Source organism: Pseudomonas sp. Z2-11, assembly GCF_054161305.1.
This window is the reverse complement of the sequence record NZ_CP096395.1, coordinates 3,541,728-3,560,333: the sequence shown is the minus strand read 5'-3', so window position 1 is coordinate 3,560,333 and position 18,606 is coordinate 3,541,728. Positions and strand designations below refer to the sequence as shown.

The window sequence follows — 18,606 nt, the reverse complement described above, 5'->3', positions numbered from 1 at the left end:
ACATGCCAAGAGATATTCAAGCCAAACTGCTGATCGTCGACGATCTGCCTGAGAATCTGTTGGCCCTGGAAGCGCTGATCAAGCGCGAAGACCGCGAGGTCTTCAAGGCCTTGTCGGCTGATGAAGCGCTCTCGCTGCTTTTGCAACACGACTTTGCCCTGGCGATCATTGATGTGCAGATGCCGGGCATGAACGGTTTTGAACTGGCCGAGCTGATGCGCGGCACGGAAAAGACCCGCAGCATCCCGATCATTTTTGTCAGCGCCGCCGGCCGCGAGCGCAACTATGCATTCACCGGCTATGAAAGCGGCGCGGTGGATTTCCTGCACAAGCCGCTGGACACCCACGCGGTCAAAAGCAAGGTCAGCGTGTTCGTCGAGCTCTATCGCCAGCGCAAGGCGATGAAGGAACAGGTGCTCGCTCTCGAGCAGAGTCGCCGGGAGCAGGAGCAATTGCTCCAGCAGTTGCAAGCCACCCGTGGCGAGCTCGAGCAGGCGGTGCGCATGCGGGACGATTTCATGTCGATCGTCGCCCATGAGGTTCGTACGCCGCTTAACGGCCTGATCCTGGAAACGCAGTTGCGCAAGATGCACTTGGCGCGCGACAACGCCTCGGCGTTCACCCTGGACAAGATCAAGGCGATGGTTGAACGCGATGAGCGCCAGATCAAGAGCCTGATCCGCTTGATCGAGGACATGCTGGACGTGTCCCGGATTCGCACCGGGAAGTTGTCCATCCGTCCGACCCGCTTCAACCTGACGGCGCTGGTGGAGAACCTGCTGCGCAACTTCCAGCCGCAGATCGCCGCTGCCGAATGCTCGGTGAATTGTACCGCCGAGCCTATGGTGGAAGGGCACTGGGATGAGTTTCGCATCGAGCAGGTGGTCTCGAACCTGCTGACCAACGCGTTGCGTTATGGCAGCAAGAGCTCGATCGAGGTGCGCGTCTACCAGACGCCCGACCACGCCTGCATCGAAGTGCAGGATCACGGTATCGGCATCAGCGAAGAGAACCAGAAGCGCATCTTCCAGCAGTTCGAGCGGGTATCGTCCAAGGCCGCCACCGCTGGCCTGGGGCTGGGCTTGTTCATCTCCGAGCAGATTGTCACCGCCCATGGCGGTATCATCACGGTCAATAGCCGCCTCAACGAAGGGGCGTTGTTTCGCGTTTGTCTGCCTTTTCAGAAAACTGGCGAACGGACGCAACCTCTGAGTGGCCCCAAGGTCGTATCAGCAGCTATTGATCCAACAAAGGCTTCTCATGAGTGAAGATGCGCAAGACGTTGTACTGATTGTCGAGGATGATCCGTCGATCCTGATGGTGCTGTCGGCCTACCTGTCTGGCGAAGGGTACCGGGTGCTCCAGGCTGAAAACGGCGAGCAGGCGTTCGAGATTCTGGCGAGCAAGCCTCACCTGGACATGATGATTACCGACTTCCGTCTGCCGGGGGGGATTTCCGGGGTGCAGATCGCTGAGCCTGCGGTGAGGTTGCGTCCGGACCTGAAGGTCATCTTTATCAGTGGGTATGCTCAGGAAGTGCGCGAGACTGACAGCCCTATCACGCGTAAGGCGCCGATTCTGGACAAGCCGTTTGATCTGGATGTGTTGCAGAAGATCATGCAGGGGATGTTGTCGTAGTCAGCCGGTTGTTTGGGCTTCAATGGGTGTATATCCGTTTCTGCGGTAACGGCTACTTAGGGTTCCGCCCTTACGGCGGGTCACTTTTTTCAGACGCCAAAAAAGTAACCAAAAAGGCTTTGCCCCACCACTCGGTGCCTCGCCAAGGCTCGGCATGCCCTCACTCCGGCATTGCTCCGTGGGCCCGCCGCGAAGGGCCGTCCCTGGCCCAGCGCGGCTATCCCGGCATCCATGCCGGGATGCCCACTGCACAATGCCTGCGTTCGGCCAGCGTGGTTAACGGGGCGCTGAGATCAAGATCAAAAGCACAGCAAGAGCAAGAGCGTGGTGCATGCCAGCATTTGCGTAGCTGACCCACCGCTATCGCGAGCAAGCTCGCTCCCACATTGAACCTTCGATAGACACAGGCCTCACGGCACACTCTAATCCCTGTGGGAGCGAGCCTGCTCGCGAAGGGGCCAGCCCCTCCAACATCTGCATCGACTGACACTCAGTCTTCGCGAGCAGGCTCGCTCCCACATTGGATTTTGGGCAGACACAGGCACGGCACACTCTAATCCCTGTGGGAGCGAGCCTGCTCGCGAAGGGTCCAGCCCATCCAACATCATCATTGACTGACCCACCGCTATCGCGAGCAAGCTCGCTCCCACATTGGATTTTGAGCAGACACAGGCCTCACGGCACACTCTAATCCCTGTGGGAGCGAGCTTGCTCGCGAAGGGTCCAGTCCATCCAACATCTGTATTGACTGACACCCAGTCTTCGCGAGCAGGCTCGCTCCCACACTGGATTTTCGGCGGATATAGATCTAACGGCACACATAGAATCCTGTGGGAGCGGGCTTGCCCGCGAAGAGGCCAGCACATCCAACATCTTCATTGCCTGACATACCGCCATCGCGAGCAGGCTCGCTCCCACATTGGATTTTGGGCAGACACAGGCCTCACGGCACACAGCAATCCCTGTGGGACCGAGCCTGCTCGCGAAGGGGTCAAACCTTGATCATCTCCCGCACCTTTGCCGTCAACAGGTCAAACGTGAACGGCTTGGTGATCATCTGCATGCCTGGGTCGAGGAAGCCACCGCGCACCGCCGCGTGTTCGGCGTAACCGGTGATGAACAGCACTTTCAGATCGGGGCGGATCTGCCGGCCGATTTCGGCCAGTTGCCGCCCATTCATGCCGGGCAGGCCCACATCGCTGATCAACAGGTCAATGCGCTGGTTCGATTGCAGGATCGGCATCGCCGCGTTTGCATCGCCGGCCTCGACGAAGGCGTAGCCCAACTCGCTCAGCACTGCGCTGACCAACACCCGCACCGCCGCGTCATCTTCGACGATGAGCACGGTTTCGCCATCCTGCGCATAAGGCGCCTGCTGGGTGACGGCGGCTGGTTCGTGTATCTCCTCGCCCACAAAGCGCGGCAGATAAAGGTTCACAGTGGTGCCTTTGTCGACCTCGCTGTCGATGGTCACGTGGCCACGGGACTGCTTGCTGAAGCCATAGATCATCGAAAGGCCGAGGCCGGTGCCCTGGCCGATCGGCTTGGTCGTGAAGAAAGGATCGAACGCACGGTGCATCACCGATTCCGGCATGCCGCATCCGCTATCCTGCACGCTTAATACCACGTAGTCCCCAGGTTCGAGGTTGGTGTAGGCGTCGGTGAAGCCGGTGTCCAGGTAACGATTGAACGTCTGCACCAGCAGTTTGCCGCCCCCAGGCATGGCATCGCGGGCGTTGAGTACCAGGTTGAGCAGGGCGCTTTCCAGTTGATTGGGGTCGGCTTCGGCGATCCACAGTTGCTCGTCCAGTTGCATTTCCAGGCGGATGCTCTCGTTGAGGCTACGCTGCAGCAGCTCGCCCATGGACAATACGAGCGTGTTCATTTGCACAGCCTTGGAGTCCAGCGATTGCCGCCGGGAAAAGGCCAGCAGCCGATGCGTCAGTCCTGCCGCCCGGTTGGCCGAGGTCACGCCCAGGTCGATCAGGCTGTCCAGGTCTTCGGTGCGGCCGCGCGCCAGGCGTCGGCGCAGCAGTTCGAGGCTGCCGATGATGCCGGTGAGCATGTTGTTGAAGTCATGGGCGATGCCGCCGGTCAATTGGCCGACTGCTTCCATTTTCTGCGACTGGCGCAGGGCTTCTTCGTTATGTCGCAGCTGGGCGGTGCGCTCCTCGACCTGTTGTTCCAGGGTTTCGAGGGTTGTCTGCAGGCGCAGCTCGCTGTTGCTCAGGTCGATCAGCCGGTCCCGCGCTTCGTATTGCCTGCGGCGTCCGCGCAGCGCGGTGGTCACCAGGCTGACGAGCGTGACCGGATGGAACGGACGCTCCAGGAACGTCACGTTGCCCAGCTGCACGCCGATGCGTGCCACCGGGTTCTGCTCCGGGCCGCCGTGATGAGTCAGCAGGACAATCGGCAAGTCGGACCAGGCCGGCTGCTGTTCGATGTGCTGGAACAGGGTTTCCAGATCCGGCCCGACCAGGGCTTCCGATGAAATCACCAAAAGGCCTGCGCCTTGCCCCAATTCTTCGCATAAATGGCCCAGATGACTGCAAACGAGGCCGTTGAAACCGGCTTCCTTGAGAATCATCAGGGCAATCTGGCTGTCCCGTCCGAGCGGCGCGAGAATCAGCGCCCGCTCGGACAGTGGCTCGGCCGACGTCACGGAGTGCCATCCTCAAGCAACGGGTTGTCCGCACCCATATAGGTCGGTACGCCACGCAACACGCCCTGGAATGCTTCCAGCGGTTGGCCGATGGTCATGCCCAGCTTGCTGATGCGATATTCACGGATAGTCGACTCATGGGCGCCGGTGCGCTTCTTGATAACGGAAACCGCCCGGCGAACCTTGCCCAGCGCTTCGAAGTAACGCAGCAGGATGACGGTGTCGGCGAGGTAGGTAATGTCCACTGGCGCCTGCATGTCGCCCACCAGACCATGTTGCGCGACGGTCATGAAGGTCGCCGCGCCTTTGCGGTTGAGGTAGAGCAACAGCTCATGCATATGCAGAACCAGGGCGTTTTCTTCCGGCATGGCGGCCTGGTAGCCGTTGATGCTGTCGATCACCACGGTCTTGATGTTGCCGTCACTGACGCAACGCCGCACACGATGGGAAAACTCACCCGGAGACAGCTCCGCGGCATCGACCTGCTCGATCAGCAGGTTGCCGGTTTTTTGCAATTCGTGCAGATCGATGCCGATGTTTTTCATGCGCTCGAACAGCAGCCCCAGCTCTTCGTCGAAGATGAACAGCGCGGCTTTTTCTCCGCGGCGTACGGCAGCTGCAGCAAAGATCAACGAGATCAGCGATTTCCCGGTACCGGCCGGACCGAGAATCAGCGTGCTGGAGCCGGTCTCGATGCCACCGCCCAACAGGGCGTCCATTTCGCCGATGCCGCTGGACAGCTGCTGACGCAGGTACTGGCCACGATGCTCGGCGGCCACCAGGCGAGGGAAGACGTGCAGGCCGTCGCTCATGATGGTGAAATCGTGGTAGCCGCCACGGTATTTCTGCCCGCGATACTTGACCACCCGCAGCCGGCGCCGTTCGGCACCGTAGTTGGGGGTCAGTTCCTCGAGGCGAATGACGCCGTGGGCCACGCTGTGCACGGTCTTGTCCAGGGATTCAGTGGTCAGGTCATCCAGGAGCAGGACCGTGGCGTCATAACGCACGAAGTAGTGTTTGATCGCGAGGATCTGCCGACGGTAGCGCAGGGAGCTTTGCGCCAGCAGGCGGATCTCCGAAAGACTATCCAGCACGACCCGGGTCGGCTTGATGCGCTCCACCACTTCGAAGATCTGCCGGGTCGCTTCCCCCAGTTCCAGGTCGGAGGAATACAGCAGGCTCTGCTGCTGATCGGCGTTGAGCAGGCTCTCGGGCGGGGTCAGCTCGAAGATGTGGATGCTCTCATCCAGCGTCCATCCGTGGGAGGCCGCGCCCTGACGCAATTCACGCTCGGTTTCCGACAGCGTGATATACAACGAGCGTTCGCCGGCCTTGGCGCCGGCCATCAGGAAATGCAACGCGACCGTGGTTTTACCGGTGCCCGGCTCTCCCTCCAGGAGAAACACGTGACCCCGGGACAAACCACCGGAAAGGACATCGTCCAGCCCTTCGATCCCGGTGGCGGCTTTTGCGCTGATCGACTCGTTAGATGTAATCAAAAATAACCCTCTCATGACTAGGGAAGTGGGCAGCAGGCGGGGTATCGCCTGAAAATGAACTGCCTGAACACTTGACCTTTGGCAGTGATGGCGGTTCCGCTTCCTTTGACAAAACGCGCACTGCTGCACAACTTTCCACCCGCGCAAATGGGCCTACAGGCCTTGTTGTATCGCTGGGTCGTCGGGGTTCAGTTGTTCCAGTTGGGCCAATAAAACCTGGACATGCTGCAACTGACCGGTCTCCTTCCAATAATTGATCAGCAATACCCGCGCCTTGCGATCGGCGGGGTAGCGCTGGACGATTTCCTGTAGCTGTTTCTGCGCGGCTTCCACCTCCTGCTCGGCGTGCAAAGTGGTCGCCAGGTCATAGCGGTAGTGCCGGTTCTCAGGCTCAAGCTCCACCGCCTTGGCCAGGCCAAGCACGGCGTATTCGGTCTGCCCGTGCTGGAGCAGCCACATGCCCAGCGCATGTTGCAGATAAGCCGATGCCGGCTGGGTTTGCAACTGCCGGGCGAGCAGTTGTCGTGCAGCTTCGGCCTGGCCTTGTCGGTCCAGCACATCGACCTGCATGACCAGCGCCGGCAGGTTGTCCGGCTGCAGGCGCAGGGCCTGCTCCAGCGCCTGCTGGGCTTTTTTCAGATCAGCGTTATGCAGGTACAGCCGGGCGAGCTGATAGAGCGACTCGGTGGTGGGCGGAGCGTCGTTGAGTACCTGCTTCCAGGTGTCGGCGGCGATCTGCATCGCGCCGAAATACAGGCCCAGTTCATCTGGCGAAAGACCCAGCAGGGCATTCACGGCGGCAAACCGGACGTCCGGCTCGTTGTCCTCCAGGAGCGGGCCGAGCAACAGGCTGCGCTGGGCGTTCGGTACCAGCCCGACGATGCTGTCGATGGCCGCGCGGCGCACCTGCGGCGATTCGCTCTGCAAGTCCGCTTGTGCCAGTTTCAGTGCCTGGGGGCTCGGGTAGTTGGGCAGCTCGGCGTGCAAGCGTACGCGGCGCTTGGGCGAGAGGTCCGGGCGTCCGAGTTGCTGGTAAAGCATCCGCGCCGCGCCGGGCTGGCCGTTGCGGGCGTTGTCCAGAGCTTCACTGTAGCCACGCTTGATCGCTTCGGGGATTTGCGGCGTGGTGCTGCGTAGCCATATCGCGACGAGACCGATTGCCAGGACGACGGCAAGGCTGAGAAGGAGGTAGCGACGAGACGAGGACATTCAGGTAATCCGTAACCAGAAGCGTGAAGTGTCGCAAGCTTCGGTCAGGTCCGGGCTTGAGTCAAACCTGAATAGCGGTGGGGGATCTGTGGGAGCGAGCCTGCTCGCGATGACGGTGGGACAGGCAATGACATTTCATCGCCAGGAACCCGATATACCAGACAACCCTGTGGCGAGGGAGCTTGCTCCCGCTGGCCGGCAAAGCCGGCCCTGGCTGTCTTCAGGCAGACCGCGTCAGCCGGTTTTGCGACTGCTGCGCAGCCGAGCGGGAGCGAGCCCCCTCGCCACGGGGTATCTGGGCTGGCCTCATCGCGAGCAGGCTCGCTCCCACAACAGGCTTTTCCAAAAGCGCTGGTCGATAAACAAAAAAGCCCCGCGACCGAATGAGACGCGGGGCAAAGGGATTGGTTGGTTGCGGCCAACCAAAGGAGCTCGGTTGGGGAGGGCTCAGTTGCTGGCGACGGTTTCCGGTTGCCAGCCGCCGCCCAGGGCCTTGTAGATCGCGACGATGCCGCGATACAGGTCCACTTCGGCCTGGGCCTGGCTGTCCTCGGCAGCGAGGCGTTCACGCTGGGCGTCGAGCAGCACGAGGAAGTCCTCGGTGCCTTCACGGTAGCGAATCTCGGCCAGGTCGGCGGCCGCGCGGCTCGATTCGCTCTGGCGGATCAGCGAGATCAGCCGCTGTTGGCGTTTGCCGTAATCGCTGAAGGCGTTTTCCGACTCTTCCAGGGCCAGCAGCACCTGCTGTTCATAGTTCGCCAGGGCGCCATCAGCCTCGGCGCTGGCACCGCGCAAGCGCGCTCGCACACTGCCCAGGTCAAACGCGGCCCAGGTAATGCTTGGACCCAGCGCCCAGGCATTGGCCGCCGAGGAACCGATCTGCGAGCCACGCCCGGCGGTGAAGCCGAGGAAGCCGCTGAGGCTGACCCTTGGGAACAGGTCGGCCTTGGCCACGCCGATGCGCGCCGTGGCTGCCGCAAGTTGACGTTCGGCACTCAGGACATCCGGACGGCGTTGCAGCAGTTGCCCGGGGTCGCCAATCGGCAGGGCCTTGGCAATCGCCGGCAGCTGTTTAGGGCTCAGGTCCACGCTCAGCTTGTCCGGACGCTCGCCCAGCAATGTCGCGATGCGGTTGCGCTGGCGCGCCTGTTCGGCTTGCAGTTGCGGCACGCTGGCTTCCACCGCGGCCAGGCGCGCATCGGCACGCACCACGTCGAGCTGATCGCCGACGCCGGCATCACGCAGGCTTTCGGTGATCTTGCGCGACTCCTGCTGGTTCTGCAGGTTGGCCAGGGCGATTTTTTCACGCAGTTGGGCGCCGCGCAGCTGGCCGTAGGCGTCCACCAGTTCGGCGATCATGCTCACCTGCAACTGATAGAGATCGGCCTCGGCGGCCTGCTGGTCGGCATCGGTCGCTTCCAGGTTGCGCTGGATGCGGCCGAACAGGTCCAGTTCCCAGGCCATGTCCAGGCCCAGGTCATAACGCTCGGAGTTGACCCGGTCGTCGGTCTGCCCCATCGGGTTCTGGCCTTTGCCCAGCTCGCTGCTGGCGCGGCTGGTGATGGTCGGCATGGCGTCATTGCTGGCGTCGTCGCGAATCGCCCGGGCGGCCCGCAGGCGGGCGAAGGCCACGCGCAACTCGCGGTTGCCGTCCAGGGAGCGAGTCACCAACGCGTTGAGGGTCGGGTCGTCGAACTGCTGCCACCAGATACCTTCGAACCGCGCGCGGTCGAAGTTCTTCTGACCGGCGGCGCCGTCGGTGGCGGCGATGATGTTGGCCGCCTCCGTTTTCGGTGCCTGGTAGTCCGGGCCCACGGCGCAGGCGCTTAACGCCAGGACCAGCAGGCTCGGCACGAACGCTTTCAAACTCATTGTTGCGCCTCCAGTTTCAAGGCCCGGGCCGCTTTGCGGGCCTCGCTGCGCTCGACGAAGTTACGGATCAATACGTAGAACACCGGGGTCAGCAGCAGGCCGAAGAAGGTCACCCCCAGCATGCCCGAGAACACCGCGACACCCATGGCGTGGCGCATTTCCGCACCGGCGCCGCTGGAGAGCACCAGGGGCACCACGCCCATGATGAAGGCGAAGGAGGTCATCAGGATCGGCCGCAGACGCAGGCGGCAAGCTTCCAGTACCGCAGCCAGCGGGGTCATGCCTTCGAGCTGTTTATCCTTGGCGAACTCGACGATCAGAATCGCGTTCTTACAGGCCAGTCCGACCAGTACGATCAAGCCGATCTGGGTGAAGATGTTGTTGTCGCCACCGGAGAGAATCACCCCGGTAATCGCCGACAGCAGCGTCATCGGTACGATCAGGATCACCGCCAGAGGCAGGCTCCAGCTTTCGTATTGAGCGGCGAGCACCAGGAACGCCAGCAATACGCAGAGCGGGAACACGAACAACGCGGTGTTGCCCGAAAGAATCTGCTGGTACGTCAGGTCGGTCCACTCGTAGGTCATGCCGTTGGGCAATTCGTCCTTGAGCAGTTTCTCGATGGCTTTTTCAGCCTGGCCGGAGCTGTAGCCCGGGGCGGCGGCACCGTTGATTTCAGCGGTGATGAAGCCGTTGTAGTGCATCACGCGGTCCGGCCCCGAGGTGTCGCTGACCTTGATGAAGGTCGCCAGCGGGATCATCTCGCCACGGTTGTTGCGCACCTTGAGCTGGCCAATCTGGTCCGACTCGAGGCGGAACTGCTGCTCGGCCTGGACGTTGACCTGGTAGGTACGGCCGAAGCGGTTGAAGTCGTTGGCATACAGCGAGCCCAGGTAGATCTGCAGGGTGTCGAAGATGTCGCTGACGGCTACGCCGTGGGTCTTGGCTTTTTCACGGTCGATGGCGGCATCGACCTGAGGCACGTTCACCGTGTAGCTGGTGAACAACCCGGCCAGTTCCGGCACGTTGTGGCTCTTGGTGATGATGTTCATGGTTTCTTTGTACAGCTCGTCGTAGCCCAGGTTGCCCCGGTCTTCGATTTGCAGGCGGAAACCACCGATCGTGCCCAGGCCCTGTACCGGCGGCGGCGGGAAGATCGCCATGTAGGCTTCCTGGATCTCCGAATACTGGCCGTTCAACGCACCGGCGATGGCACCGGCCGACATACTCGCGTCCTTGCGCTCATCAAAAGGCTTGAGGGTCACGAAGACGATGCCGGCGTTCGGGCTGTTGGTGAAGCCGTTGATCGACAGGCCCGGGAAGGCCACCGCGCTTTCAACGCCCGGCTGCTTGAGGGCCATCTCGGACATGCGCTTGATCACATCCTCGGTGCGGTCCAGGCTCGCGGCGTCCGGCAGTTGCGCGAAGGCCACCAGGTATTGCTTGTCCTGGCCAGGCACGAAACCGGTTGGCGTGTTGGAGAAACCGAAGAAGGTCAGCACCATCAAGCCTGCGTAAACGATCAGGGCAATGCCGCTGCTGCGGATCACGCGGCCGACGGTGCCCACGTAACCGTGGCTGGCGCGGTCGAAGAAGCGGTTGAACGGACGGAACAGCCAGCCGCCGAAGATCTTGTCGAGGAGCCGCGAGAAACGGTCCTTGGGCGCGTCATGGCTCTTGAGCAATACCGCGGCCAGCGCCGGCGACAGGGTCAGCGAGTTGAACGCCGAGATCACCGTCGAGATGGCAATGGTCAAGGCAAACTGTTTGTAGAACTGCCCGGTCAAGCCGCTGATGAAGGCGGCGGGAACGAACACCGCGCAGAGCACCAGCGCCGTGGCGATGATCGGCCCGGTCACTTCGCCCATGGCGCGCTTGGTGGCTTCCACCGGCGTAAGCCCGAGGCCGATGTTTCGTTCGACGTTCTCCACCACCACGATGGCGTCATCCACGACGATACCGATGGCCAGTACCAGCCCGAACAGCGACAGCGCATTGAGTGAGAAGCCGAACAGGTGCATGACCGCGAATGTACCGATCAGCGACACCGGCACTGCCACCAGCGGGATGATCGAGGCGCGCCAGGTCTGCAGGAACAGGATCACCACCAGCACCACGAGGATCAGCGCTTCGAACAGGGTATGCACCACCGCTTCGATAGAGCCGCGCACGAAGATCGTCGGGTCATAGACGATGCTGTAGTCCATGCCGGCCGGGAAGCCTTTTTTCAGCTCATCCATTTTCTCGCGCACATCGTTGGAAATCTGGATGGCGTTGGAACCCGGGCGCTGGAAGATCGGGATCGCCACCGCCGGCTGGTTGTCGAGCAGCGAGCGCAGGGCGTATTGGCTGGAACCCAGCTCCACCCGGGCGATGTCTTTCAGGCGAGTGATTTCACCATTGGCGCCGGAACGGATGATGATGTTCTCGAACTCTTCTTCACTGACCAGGCGACCCTGGGTGTTGACCGAGAGTTGGAACGCCTGGGCATTCGGCGCTGGAGGCGCGCCCAGGGCACCGGCGGCAACCTGGCGGTTCTGCTCGCGGATCGCCGTGACAACGTCGGTAGCGGTCAGGTTGCGCGACGCAGTCTTGTTCGGATCCAGCCAGACCCGCAGCGAATAGTCGCCCATGCCGAACAACTGCACATCACCGACGCCGCCGAGGCGCGCCAGCTCATCCTTGATGTTGAGCAAGGCGTAGTTGGACAGATAAAGCATGTCGTAGCGTTTGTCCGGCGAGGTCAAGTGCACGACCATCGTCAGGTCGGGCGACGCCTTGTCCACCGTGATGCCGATCCGGGTCACTTCCTCCGGCAACTTGGGCTCGGTGCGGGTGACGCGGTTCTGCACCTGCACCTGGGCGTTGTCCAGGTCGGTGCCCAGGGCGAAGGTGATGGTCAGGGTGATCTTGCCGTCGGCGGTGGACTGCGAGGACATGTAGAGCATGTTCTCGACACCGGTGATGGCTTGTTCCAGAGGCGCGGCTACGGTTTCACCGATGACCTTGGGGTTGGCACCGGGGAAGTTGGCGCGCACGACCACGGTCGGCGGCACGACTTCGGGGTATTCGCTGATCGGCAGCTGGAACAGCGAGATCGCACCGGCGATCAGGATCAGCAGCGAGAGCACCGCTGCGAAGATCGGCCGCGAAATGAAGAACTGGGAAAATTTCATCTTGAGTTCAGTCCCTTAGCCGCGTGGGGACGCAGAGGCCAGTTTGCCTGCCGAGCCGGACGCTGCCTTGTTGGGCGCGACCTGGGGCAGGTTGCTGGCTTCGAGCGCTTTACGTTGTTGTGCCAGGGCGGCGAGTGTCTGCTCGCTGGCCATCGGCACGGTTTCAGGCGTGACCGGCGAACCCGGACGGGCCCGTTGCAGTCCCTTGACGATAATGGTGTCGTCCTTGCTCAGGCCGTTGCGCACGATACGCAGGCCTTCGATCTTCGGCCCCAGCTCGACGGCGCGGTACGCCGGCTTGTTGTCGGCGTCCATCACCAGCACGAATTTCTTGCCCAGGTCGGTGCCGACGGCTTCGTCGTTGATCAGCACGGCGGAGTAGGTGCCGCTGCCCACCAGTTTCAGTCGGGCGTACAGGCCAGGGGTGTAGGCGCCGTCCTTGTTGTCGAACACCGCGCGGCCACGGATGGTACCGGTCTGCGGGTTGACCTGGTTGTCGACGAAGTTCATCTGGCCCAGGTGCGGGTTGCCTTCCTCGTTGGACAGGCCCATGTAGACCGGCGTGGCCTGGCCGCGCTGGCCCTGGCGGGCGAGTTGGGTGTACTTGAGGAAGACGCGCTCGTCGGCGTCGAAATAGGCGTAGACCTTGTCGGTGGAGACCACGCTGGTCAGCGGCGTGACGTCGGCGGTCACCAGGTTGCCGGCGGTGATTTCCGCCCGGCTGACACGGCCGTTGATGGGCGAGGTGACCCGGGTGAAGCTGAGGTTCAGCTTGGCCAGGTCCAGTTGCGCCTGGATGCCGGCCACGGCGGCGCGGGCTTCTTGGGCTGCGGTGGTGCGCGAATCCGCCAGTTCAGCTGAAATCGCATTGCTCAAGCGCAGGCGTTCGCCACGCTGGGCCTCGTTCTCGCTGCGCGTCGCGGTGGCCCGAGCCTGGGCCAGTTGGGCTTCGAGACGACGCACTTCAGCCTGGAACGGGCGCGGGTCGATCTGGAACAGCAGGTCGCCTTTCTTGACCAGCGCGCCTTCGGTGAAGGCCACTTCATCGATCTGCCCGGAAACCCGCGGGCGGATCTCGACGGTTTCCGGCGCTTCGAGGCGCCCGGTGAACTCGTCCCATTCGTTGACGGGTTGCTCCAGTACCTTGGCCACACTGACTTTGGCCGCCGGCATCGAAGCTGCCGTGTCGGGGGTCTTGCCGCACGCGCTGATCACCAGCACTGCCAACAGTGCCAGGGGAAAGCGCAATTTAGAAAGTGAATGTTCCATGGATAGCATCCGCCAAGTGTATTGAGATGGGCGGATGATGCGTGGCAAGGCTGAAAGGAACGAATCGAATGAAGCAAAGGTAACTATCATTCGGAATGATATAAGCCATTGATGAGCCATGGCATACGGCAACTGTGCAGTGGATCGGTGCCAGCCGGCTACTTAGTCAGGCAGATATACCTCACGTATCCGCTTGATCGTGCCGTCCTTGCGCAGCGCCTCGACGGCCCCACGCAAGTCTTCGACGATTTTTTCGGAGCAGCGCCTGGAACACGCCAGATAGAGATCGGCGCTGCTGCCAACCGGGCTCATCAGCAGTTTGCGCCTGGACACCTTCGGCCAGATGTAGCGACTCTCCGGAACACCGTTGAACCAGGCATCGATACGCCCCATCAGCAGCATCTGGGCAGGGTTGTCACCGATGGCCAGCGGATAGATCTGTTCGTCGCTGAAGCCTTCGGCGCGCAGGATGTCCTCTTGTGCACTGCCCAGGCCGACGCCGATCTTGCGGTAGGTTGCTTTCGCCTGGGCGAAACTGGTGACCTGCCGGTCGAGGCTGAAGAAGGCGCGCTCCATGGGCATGATCGAAGCGATCCAGGTGAAGCGATCCTCGCGCACAGGAATGCGCGACAAGGGAGCTATCAAATAGTCGTGTTCTTCGCTGACATGTTTTTGTGCCCTTGCCCAAGGCAGCAGGTGGATTTTTGGCGTATACCCGGCCCGGGTAATCGCCTGCACCGCGACGTCACCGACGATGCCGTACCCCCTGGGGTCGTTGATGAACGTCAGCGGAGGTGCGTCCGGGATGTGCAGCTCGATGACTTGTGGCTCACCGTGCGCTGGATGGATAACCAATGCCAGCAGTAACAGGCAGAGCCGGGCAAACACTTTGGGACGGCCATTCAATTCGCGTGGGGTCCGGCTCATGATCGATACTTCAGGCATTAAAAGGGGGGGCGCCATCCTACCTGTCCGGCGCCGGGAACATGTCGCAGGCCAATGCACGGAGGCCGCGTTTCCCTGACTGGTCAATCGTCTTGCCCGGGCGTCTCTTATTGTCGTCTGGCCTGGGCGCGTGTTCCTGTAGGTATAGATCATCCTGCCGGTATCGGTGGGTTCATGGGGGACGCAAACAGGTCAGTCTGTTTTGATGTCGATCAAAATCAAAAATCTTGACGTCTATGATTATGGTCATCATCATAGGTTCGCCCGACACGCACCGATGCCGGGCCAACCAGGCAGCCGAGGAAAACTTCATGACCACCACTAAACCCGTAGCGTTGGTGACTGGCGCTTCGTCCGGCATCGGTGAGGCTATCGCCAACAAACTGGCATCCGCCGGCTACACCGTCTATGGCACCAGTCGCCGCGGAACCCGCGCTGAGCATCAGCCCTATGCGATGCTGGCGCTGGACGTGACCGACGACGCCAGCGTCGAAGCCGCTGTCGCCGAGCTGCTGCGCCGGGAAGGGCGTATCGATTTGCTGGTCAACAATGCCGGCTTCGGGCTTGCTCCGGCCGCGGCGGAAGAAAGCTCGATCGAGCAGGCCAAGGCCGTCTTCGATACCAATTTCCTCGGTGTCGTGCGCATGACCCGCGCCGTTGTGCCCCACATGCGACGTCAGGGCAGCGGTCGAATCATCAACATCGGCTCCATTCTTGGTGTCGTATCCGTACCTTATGTGGCGCTCTACGTGGCCAGCAAACATGCGGTGGATGGCTATTCCCAAGCGCTGGATCACGAGTTGCGCACCCATGGCATCCGGGTGGTCGTCATCGAGCCCGGCTATACGCGCACGGCATTCGAAAGCAACAGCCTGCAGGCCGACGCCAAGCTGGACGTGTATGAGGACATTCGGGTTAAGGTAACGAAGGTCGTCAACCAGGCAATGGCGACCGCGGAGGGCCCCGACGTGGTGGCTGACGTGGTGCTCAAGGCTGCTCGCGCCGAGCGGCCGAAGCTGCGTTACACCGCCGGCAAGACAGCCGCGCAGTTGCAGTTCATGCGTCGCTTCGCGCCGGCTGGCGTGCTGGACACGGGCATCCGCAAGGCCCTGCAGCTCGCGTGAATTGCCAGCCGGGCCAGCGCCTGCATTCGCTGCGTTGGCCCCGACCCGCTCAGAATGAAGAGGAAACCAACAATGACCTTCAAAGCGCTGCTTTGCACCCAAACCGCTGAGGTGATTTCCACCAGCCTGGTCGACTTCAAGGATGAGGACCTGATGGCCGGCGACGTCACCGTCGTGATCGAGTACTCCACCGTCAATTACAAGGACGCCTTGGCGCTCAGCGGTCGCACACCAGTGATCCGCCAATTTCCGCTGATTCCCGGCATCGACTTTGCCGGCGTTGTCGAAAGCTCAAGTCATGCCGCTTTCCGGGCTGGCGATCGGGTGCTGCTCAACGGCTGGGGGCTGAGCCAGACCCACCACGGCGGCTTTGCCCAGAAGGCGCGCGTGAGCGGCGACTGGCTGGTGAAGGTTCCGGAGGTTTTTTCGACCCGCCAGGCCATGGCCATCGGCACCGCCGGCTATACCGCGATGCTCAGTGTATTGGCCCTGGAGCATGGCGGCCTGACGCCTGAGCGTGGCGACATCCTGGTGACCGGCGCCAATGGCGGCGCGGGCTCGGTTGCAATCGCACTGTTGTCCGGCCTGGGCTATCGGGTGATTGCCTCGACCGGCCGCCCGGAAGAAGCCGATTATCTGCGCGATCTAGGTGCCTGCGAGATTATCGATCGCCACACCTTGTCCGAGCCGGGTGCTCCGGTTGCCAAGGAGCGTTGGGCCGGCGTCATCGATTCGGTCGGTAGCCATACCTTGGTCAACGCCTTGGCACAGACTCGATATCGTGGCGTTGTCGCCGCTTTCGGCCTGGCCCAGGGGGCGGATCTGCCCGGCTCGGTGCTGCCCTTCATCCTGCGCAACGTGACCCTCGCCGGTATCGACTCGGTGAACGCTCCGCAAGATGTTCGCCTGCAGGCATGGGCGCGACTGGCCCGGGATCTCGACGTGAACAAGCTCGCCCGGACCACCCAGGTCGTCGGCCTGGCGCAGGTTCCGCAGGTCGCCGCTCAGGTGCTGGAAGGAAAGGTGCGCGGGCGTACGGTCGTGGATGTGAACGCATAATCAAGGCCTCCCGCGGTGTCCGACGAGGGTTTGCAAAGCCGTCAGAGCATGCGGCGCAGCACGTCGCTTCGGGGATCGCGGTCGAGGAACCGGTGCTTGAGCGCGCCGGCAACGTGCAGCAGGATCAGGCCGAGCAGCGTGTAGGCGAGCACCTTGTGCAGCCATTGGAAGACGACAAACCAATCGTCATTTTTGCCAAGCAGCTCCGGGAGGTTCACGCCAAAGAAGAACACCCCATCGCTCATCGTGTAGGTGCTCGACATCGAATAGCCCATTAACGGCACGATCACCAGCAGCGCATACAAGGTACGGTGGGCGAGTCTTGACGAAACCCGTTCATAGCGCGCCAATGATTCCGGCGGCTGCGGCAGCCTGGGGGTTCGCACGCGCAAGACGATCTGGACCAGGACCAGCAAGAATGCCAACACCCCGAACGATTTGTGCCACGGATAATAAAGCTCGTATTTGCTCGCCACTTCGTCATCCAGCCCGGTCATGTGCCAGCCTGCCCAGAGCAGGCCTGCGATGAGCACGGCGCGCGCCCAATGCAGGAGTCGCAGGGACGTAGGATACCGATCAACAGGTGTTTGATTTGCCGGATTCATCGCGGTCTCTCCATCGGTAACAAAAATGCACCTGAGCGACCTTCAGGTAAGCAGCGCATCGAGGGTCGCTCGGTCAGTGCAGGGATGGCTATCAGGTGGGCAGCAATACGGTGATGACTTTTTCTTCGGTGTAGGCCAACGCGCCGGCAAATCCGCCCTCACGGCCAATGCCGCTGGCTTTCACCCCGCCCCAAGGCAGGTTGGCGTCCAGCGGGCTCCAGCAGTTGACGCCCACGGCGCCGGCCTTCACCGCCCCAGCCACGCGATGCGCTTTTGCCAGGTCGTTGGTCCAGACCGTCGCCGCGAGGCCGTAAGCAGAATCGTTGGCCAAGGCAAGAGCCTCGTCTTCGCTGTCGAAAGTGATCACGGTGCCGACCGGGCCGAAGATCTCGTCCCGGGCGATCGCCATGTCATTGCGTGCGTTGGCAAAGATGGTCGGTTGGACAAACCAGCCCCGTTCTGGCGTCGATACGCCGCCAGCCAACAGCGTGGCACCTTGCTCGATGCCCAATTGGATGTACCGGTTGACGCGCTCGAACTGGGCCTTTTTGGCCACGGGGCCCATCTGTATGTCAGCTTGCCGAGGATCGCCGACCTTGACCGCCCGTGCGGCATCGGCAAGCGCCGCGGCGAAGCGCTCGGCGATGCCGCGCTGGACCAGGATGCGCGAGCCGGCCGCGCAGATCTGTCCCTGGTTGACGAACAGGCCGAGCGAGCAGCCATGCAGCGCATCGTCGAAGGGTGCGTCGTCGAAGACAATCTGCGGACTCTTGCCGCCCAGCTCCAGGGCGACGCGCTTGAACAGCACACCGGCGGTGCGCTGGATTTCGCGACCCGCTTCGGGGCTGCCGGTGAAGCTGATCTTGGCGACGTGCGGGTGTTCGCACAGGGCACGGCCAACTTCATCGCCGTAACCGGTGACCACGTTGATCACCCCGTCGGGGAAGCCCGCTTCCTGGGCCAGCGCCGCCAGATGGAGGGCCGATTGCGGGGTTTCTTCCGAAGGCTTGATGACCACCGTGCAGCCTGCCGCGAGTAACGCGGCGAGCTTCCAGACGGTGATCATCAGCGGTGAGTTCCAGGGCACGATGGCGCCGACCACGCCCACCGGTTCGCGCACCGTATACGACAGGGTCCTGGTGCCGAAATAGCCGCCGGAGGGGATGGTCCGGCCCTCCAGCTGATTGGCCCAGCCGGCGGCGGCGCGCAGGTTCGCAACGGCGTTTGGGATGTCCATCCGGCGGGGTTCGAGGGGGGAGCGGCCGATGGCATTGGCGTCGAGGTCGGCGAGCTGTTCGATGTCGCGCTCGACCAGGTCAGCCAGTTTCGACAGCAGTCGCGCGCGCTGGGCGCCGTCAAGCCGACTCCAGGCGCCACGCTCGAGTTGGTCGAGTGCAGCGTTCACCGCACGGTCGACGTCTTCGGCGGTGCCGCGTGCGGAGCTGCCGTAGGCCTGTTCCGTCACTGGGTCGACGAGGGGGATGCGGCGGCCGTCGGAGGCTTCGACGGCCGCGCCTTCGATGAAGTGCTTGAAGTGCTGGGTCATTT

Annotated in this window: 13 protein-coding genes; 4 read left to right on the top strand and 9 right to left on the bottom strand. The window is 62.3% G+C overall.

Going from position 1 to position 18,606, the window contains the following annotated elements:
• The first annotated feature begins 2 nt into the window (after positions 1-2).
• Positions 3-1,268, top strand: coding sequence for a hybrid sensor histidine kinase/response regulator (locus M1E16_RS15710; RefSeq protein WP_458127817.1), 1,266 nt, complete (start codon positions 3-5; stop codon positions 1,266-1,268).
• The gene (locus M1E16_RS15705; protein ID WP_434573902.1) at positions 1,261-1,638 is read left to right on the top strand and encodes a response regulator; all 378 of its coding nucleotides are present in this window, start codon (positions 1,261-1,263) and stop codon (positions 1,636-1,638) included. The genes M1E16_RS15710 and M1E16_RS15705 overlap by 8 nt, the downstream gene beginning before the upstream one ends.
• A 991-nt stretch (positions 1,639-2,629) precedes the next feature.
• Here the strand turns inward: M1E16_RS15705 and M1E16_RS15700 are convergent.
• The 7 genes from M1E16_RS15700 to M1E16_RS15670 all read right to left on the bottom strand — a co-directional run bounded on the left by M1E16_RS15700 (position 2,630) and on the right by M1E16_RS15670 (position 14,252).
• Positions 2,630-4,300 carry a response regulator gene (locus M1E16_RS15700; RefSeq protein ID WP_434600945.1) on the bottom strand — a complete coding sequence of 557 codons (1,671 nt, stop codon included), beginning with the start codon at positions 4,298-4,300 and terminating at the stop codon, positions 2,630-2,632.
• On the bottom strand, positions 4,297-5,799 hold the full coding sequence (locus M1E16_RS15695; protein ID WP_434657483.1) for an ATPase domain-containing protein: 1,503 nt from the start codon (positions 5,797-5,799) through the stop codon (positions 4,297-4,299). Before M1E16_RS15695 ends, M1E16_RS15700 begins: the two co-directional genes overlap by 4 nt.
• Before the next feature lie 153 nt (positions 5,800-5,952).
• Positions 5,953-7,008, bottom strand: a complete 1,056-nt coding sequence (locus M1E16_RS15690) for a tetratricopeptide repeat protein (protein ID WP_458127816.1) — start codon at positions 7,006-7,008, stop codon at positions 5,953-5,955.
• Between the two features lie 447 nt (positions 7,009-7,455).
• Positions 7,456-8,880: an efflux transporter outer membrane subunit gene (locus tag M1E16_RS15685; protein ID WP_458127815.1), complete on the bottom strand. Its 1,425-nt coding sequence runs from the start codon at positions 8,878-8,880 to the stop codon at positions 7,456-7,458.
• Positions 8,877-12,056, bottom strand: coding sequence for an efflux RND transporter permease subunit (locus M1E16_RS15680; RefSeq protein WP_434600941.1), 3,180 nt, complete (start codon positions 12,054-12,056; stop codon positions 8,877-8,879). The genes M1E16_RS15685 and M1E16_RS15680 overlap by 4 nt, the downstream gene beginning before the upstream one ends.
• A 15-nt stretch (positions 12,057-12,071) precedes the next feature.
• On the bottom strand, positions 12,072-13,325 hold the full coding sequence (gene mexE, locus M1E16_RS15675) for a multidrug efflux RND transporter periplasmic adaptor subunit MexE (RefSeq protein ID WP_305500743.1): 1,254 nt from the start codon (positions 13,323-13,325) through the stop codon (positions 12,072-12,074).
• 162 nt (positions 13,326-13,487) lie between these two features.
• On the bottom strand, positions 13,488-14,252 hold the full coding sequence (locus M1E16_RS15670) for a substrate-binding periplasmic protein (protein WP_458127814.1): 765 nt from the start codon (positions 14,250-14,252) through the stop codon (positions 13,488-13,490).
• Positions 14,253-14,581: 329 nt separating this feature from the next.
• On the opposite strand from M1E16_RS15670, the gene M1E16_RS15665 reads away from it, so the two are divergent.
• Both M1E16_RS15665 and acuI read left to right on the top strand, forming a co-directional pair.
• Positions 14,582-15,394, top strand: coding sequence for an oxidoreductase (locus M1E16_RS15665; RefSeq protein ID WP_458127813.1), 813 nt, complete (start codon positions 14,582-14,584; stop codon positions 15,392-15,394).
• Between the two features lie 72 nt (positions 15,395-15,466).
• Positions 15,467-16,453 carry an acrylyl-CoA reductase (NADPH) gene (gene acuI / locus M1E16_RS15660; protein ID WP_434697589.1) on the top strand — a complete coding sequence of 329 codons (987 nt, stop codon included), beginning with the start codon at positions 15,467-15,469 and terminating at the stop codon, positions 16,451-16,453.
• A gap of 41 nt (positions 16,454-16,494) precedes the next feature.
• Here the strand turns inward: acuI and M1E16_RS15655 are convergent, their stop codons facing one another.
• Positions 16,495-17,058, bottom strand: a complete 564-nt coding sequence (locus M1E16_RS15655; protein WP_458127812.1) for a cytochrome b — start codon at positions 17,056-17,058, stop codon at positions 16,495-16,497.
• A 91-nt stretch (positions 17,059-17,149) separates the two neighbouring features.
• Positions 17,150-18,604 (bottom strand): aldehyde dehydrogenase family protein, encoded by a 1,455-nt coding sequence (locus tag M1E16_RS15650; RefSeq protein WP_458127811.1) that lies wholly within the window; start codon positions 18,602-18,604, stop codon positions 17,150-17,152.
• Positions 18,605-18,606 lie beyond the last annotated feature (2 nt).

Excerpts from the sequence above, each read along its gene's own strand:
- M1E16_RS15650 (WP_458127811.1), bottom strand. The coding sequence starts at position 18,604 with ATGACCCAGCACTTCAAGCACTTCATCGAAGGCGCGGCCGTCGAAGCC.
- M1E16_RS15705 (WP_434573902.1), top strand. The coding sequence starts at position 1,261 with ATGAGTGAAGATGCGCAAGACGTTGTACTGATTGTCGAGGATGATCCG.
- mexE (WP_305500743.1), bottom strand. The coding sequence starts at position 13,325 with ATGGAACATTCACTTTCTAAATTGCGCTTTCCCCTGGCACTGTTGGCA.
- M1E16_RS15690 (WP_458127816.1), bottom strand. The coding sequence starts at position 7,008 with ATGTCCTCGTCTCGTCGCTACCTCCTTCTCAGCCTTGCCGTCGTCCTG.
- M1E16_RS15710 (WP_458127817.1), top strand. The coding sequence starts at position 3 with ATGCCAAGAGATATTCAAGCCAAACTGCTGATCGTCGACGATCTGCCT.
- acuI (WP_434697589.1), top strand. The coding sequence starts at position 15,467 with ATGACCTTCAAAGCGCTGCTTTGCACCCAAACCGCTGAGGTGATTTCC.
- M1E16_RS15655 (WP_458127812.1), bottom strand. The coding sequence starts at position 17,058 with ATGAATCCGGCAAATCAAACACCTGTTGATCGGTATCCTACGTCCCTG.
- M1E16_RS15685 (WP_458127815.1), bottom strand. The coding sequence starts at position 8,880 with ATGAGTTTGAAAGCGTTCGTGCCGAGCCTGCTGGTCCTGGCGTTAAGC.
- M1E16_RS15670 (WP_458127814.1), bottom strand. The coding sequence starts at position 14,252 with ATGAGCCGGACCCCACGCGAATTGAATGGCCGTCCCAAAGTGTTTGCC.
- M1E16_RS15665 (WP_458127813.1), top strand. The coding sequence starts at position 14,582 with ATGACCACCACTAAACCCGTAGCGTTGGTGACTGGCGCTTCGTCCGGC.
- M1E16_RS15680 (WP_434600941.1), bottom strand. The coding sequence starts at position 12,056 with ATGAAATTTTCCCAGTTCTTCATTTCGCGGCCGATCTTCGCAGCGGTG.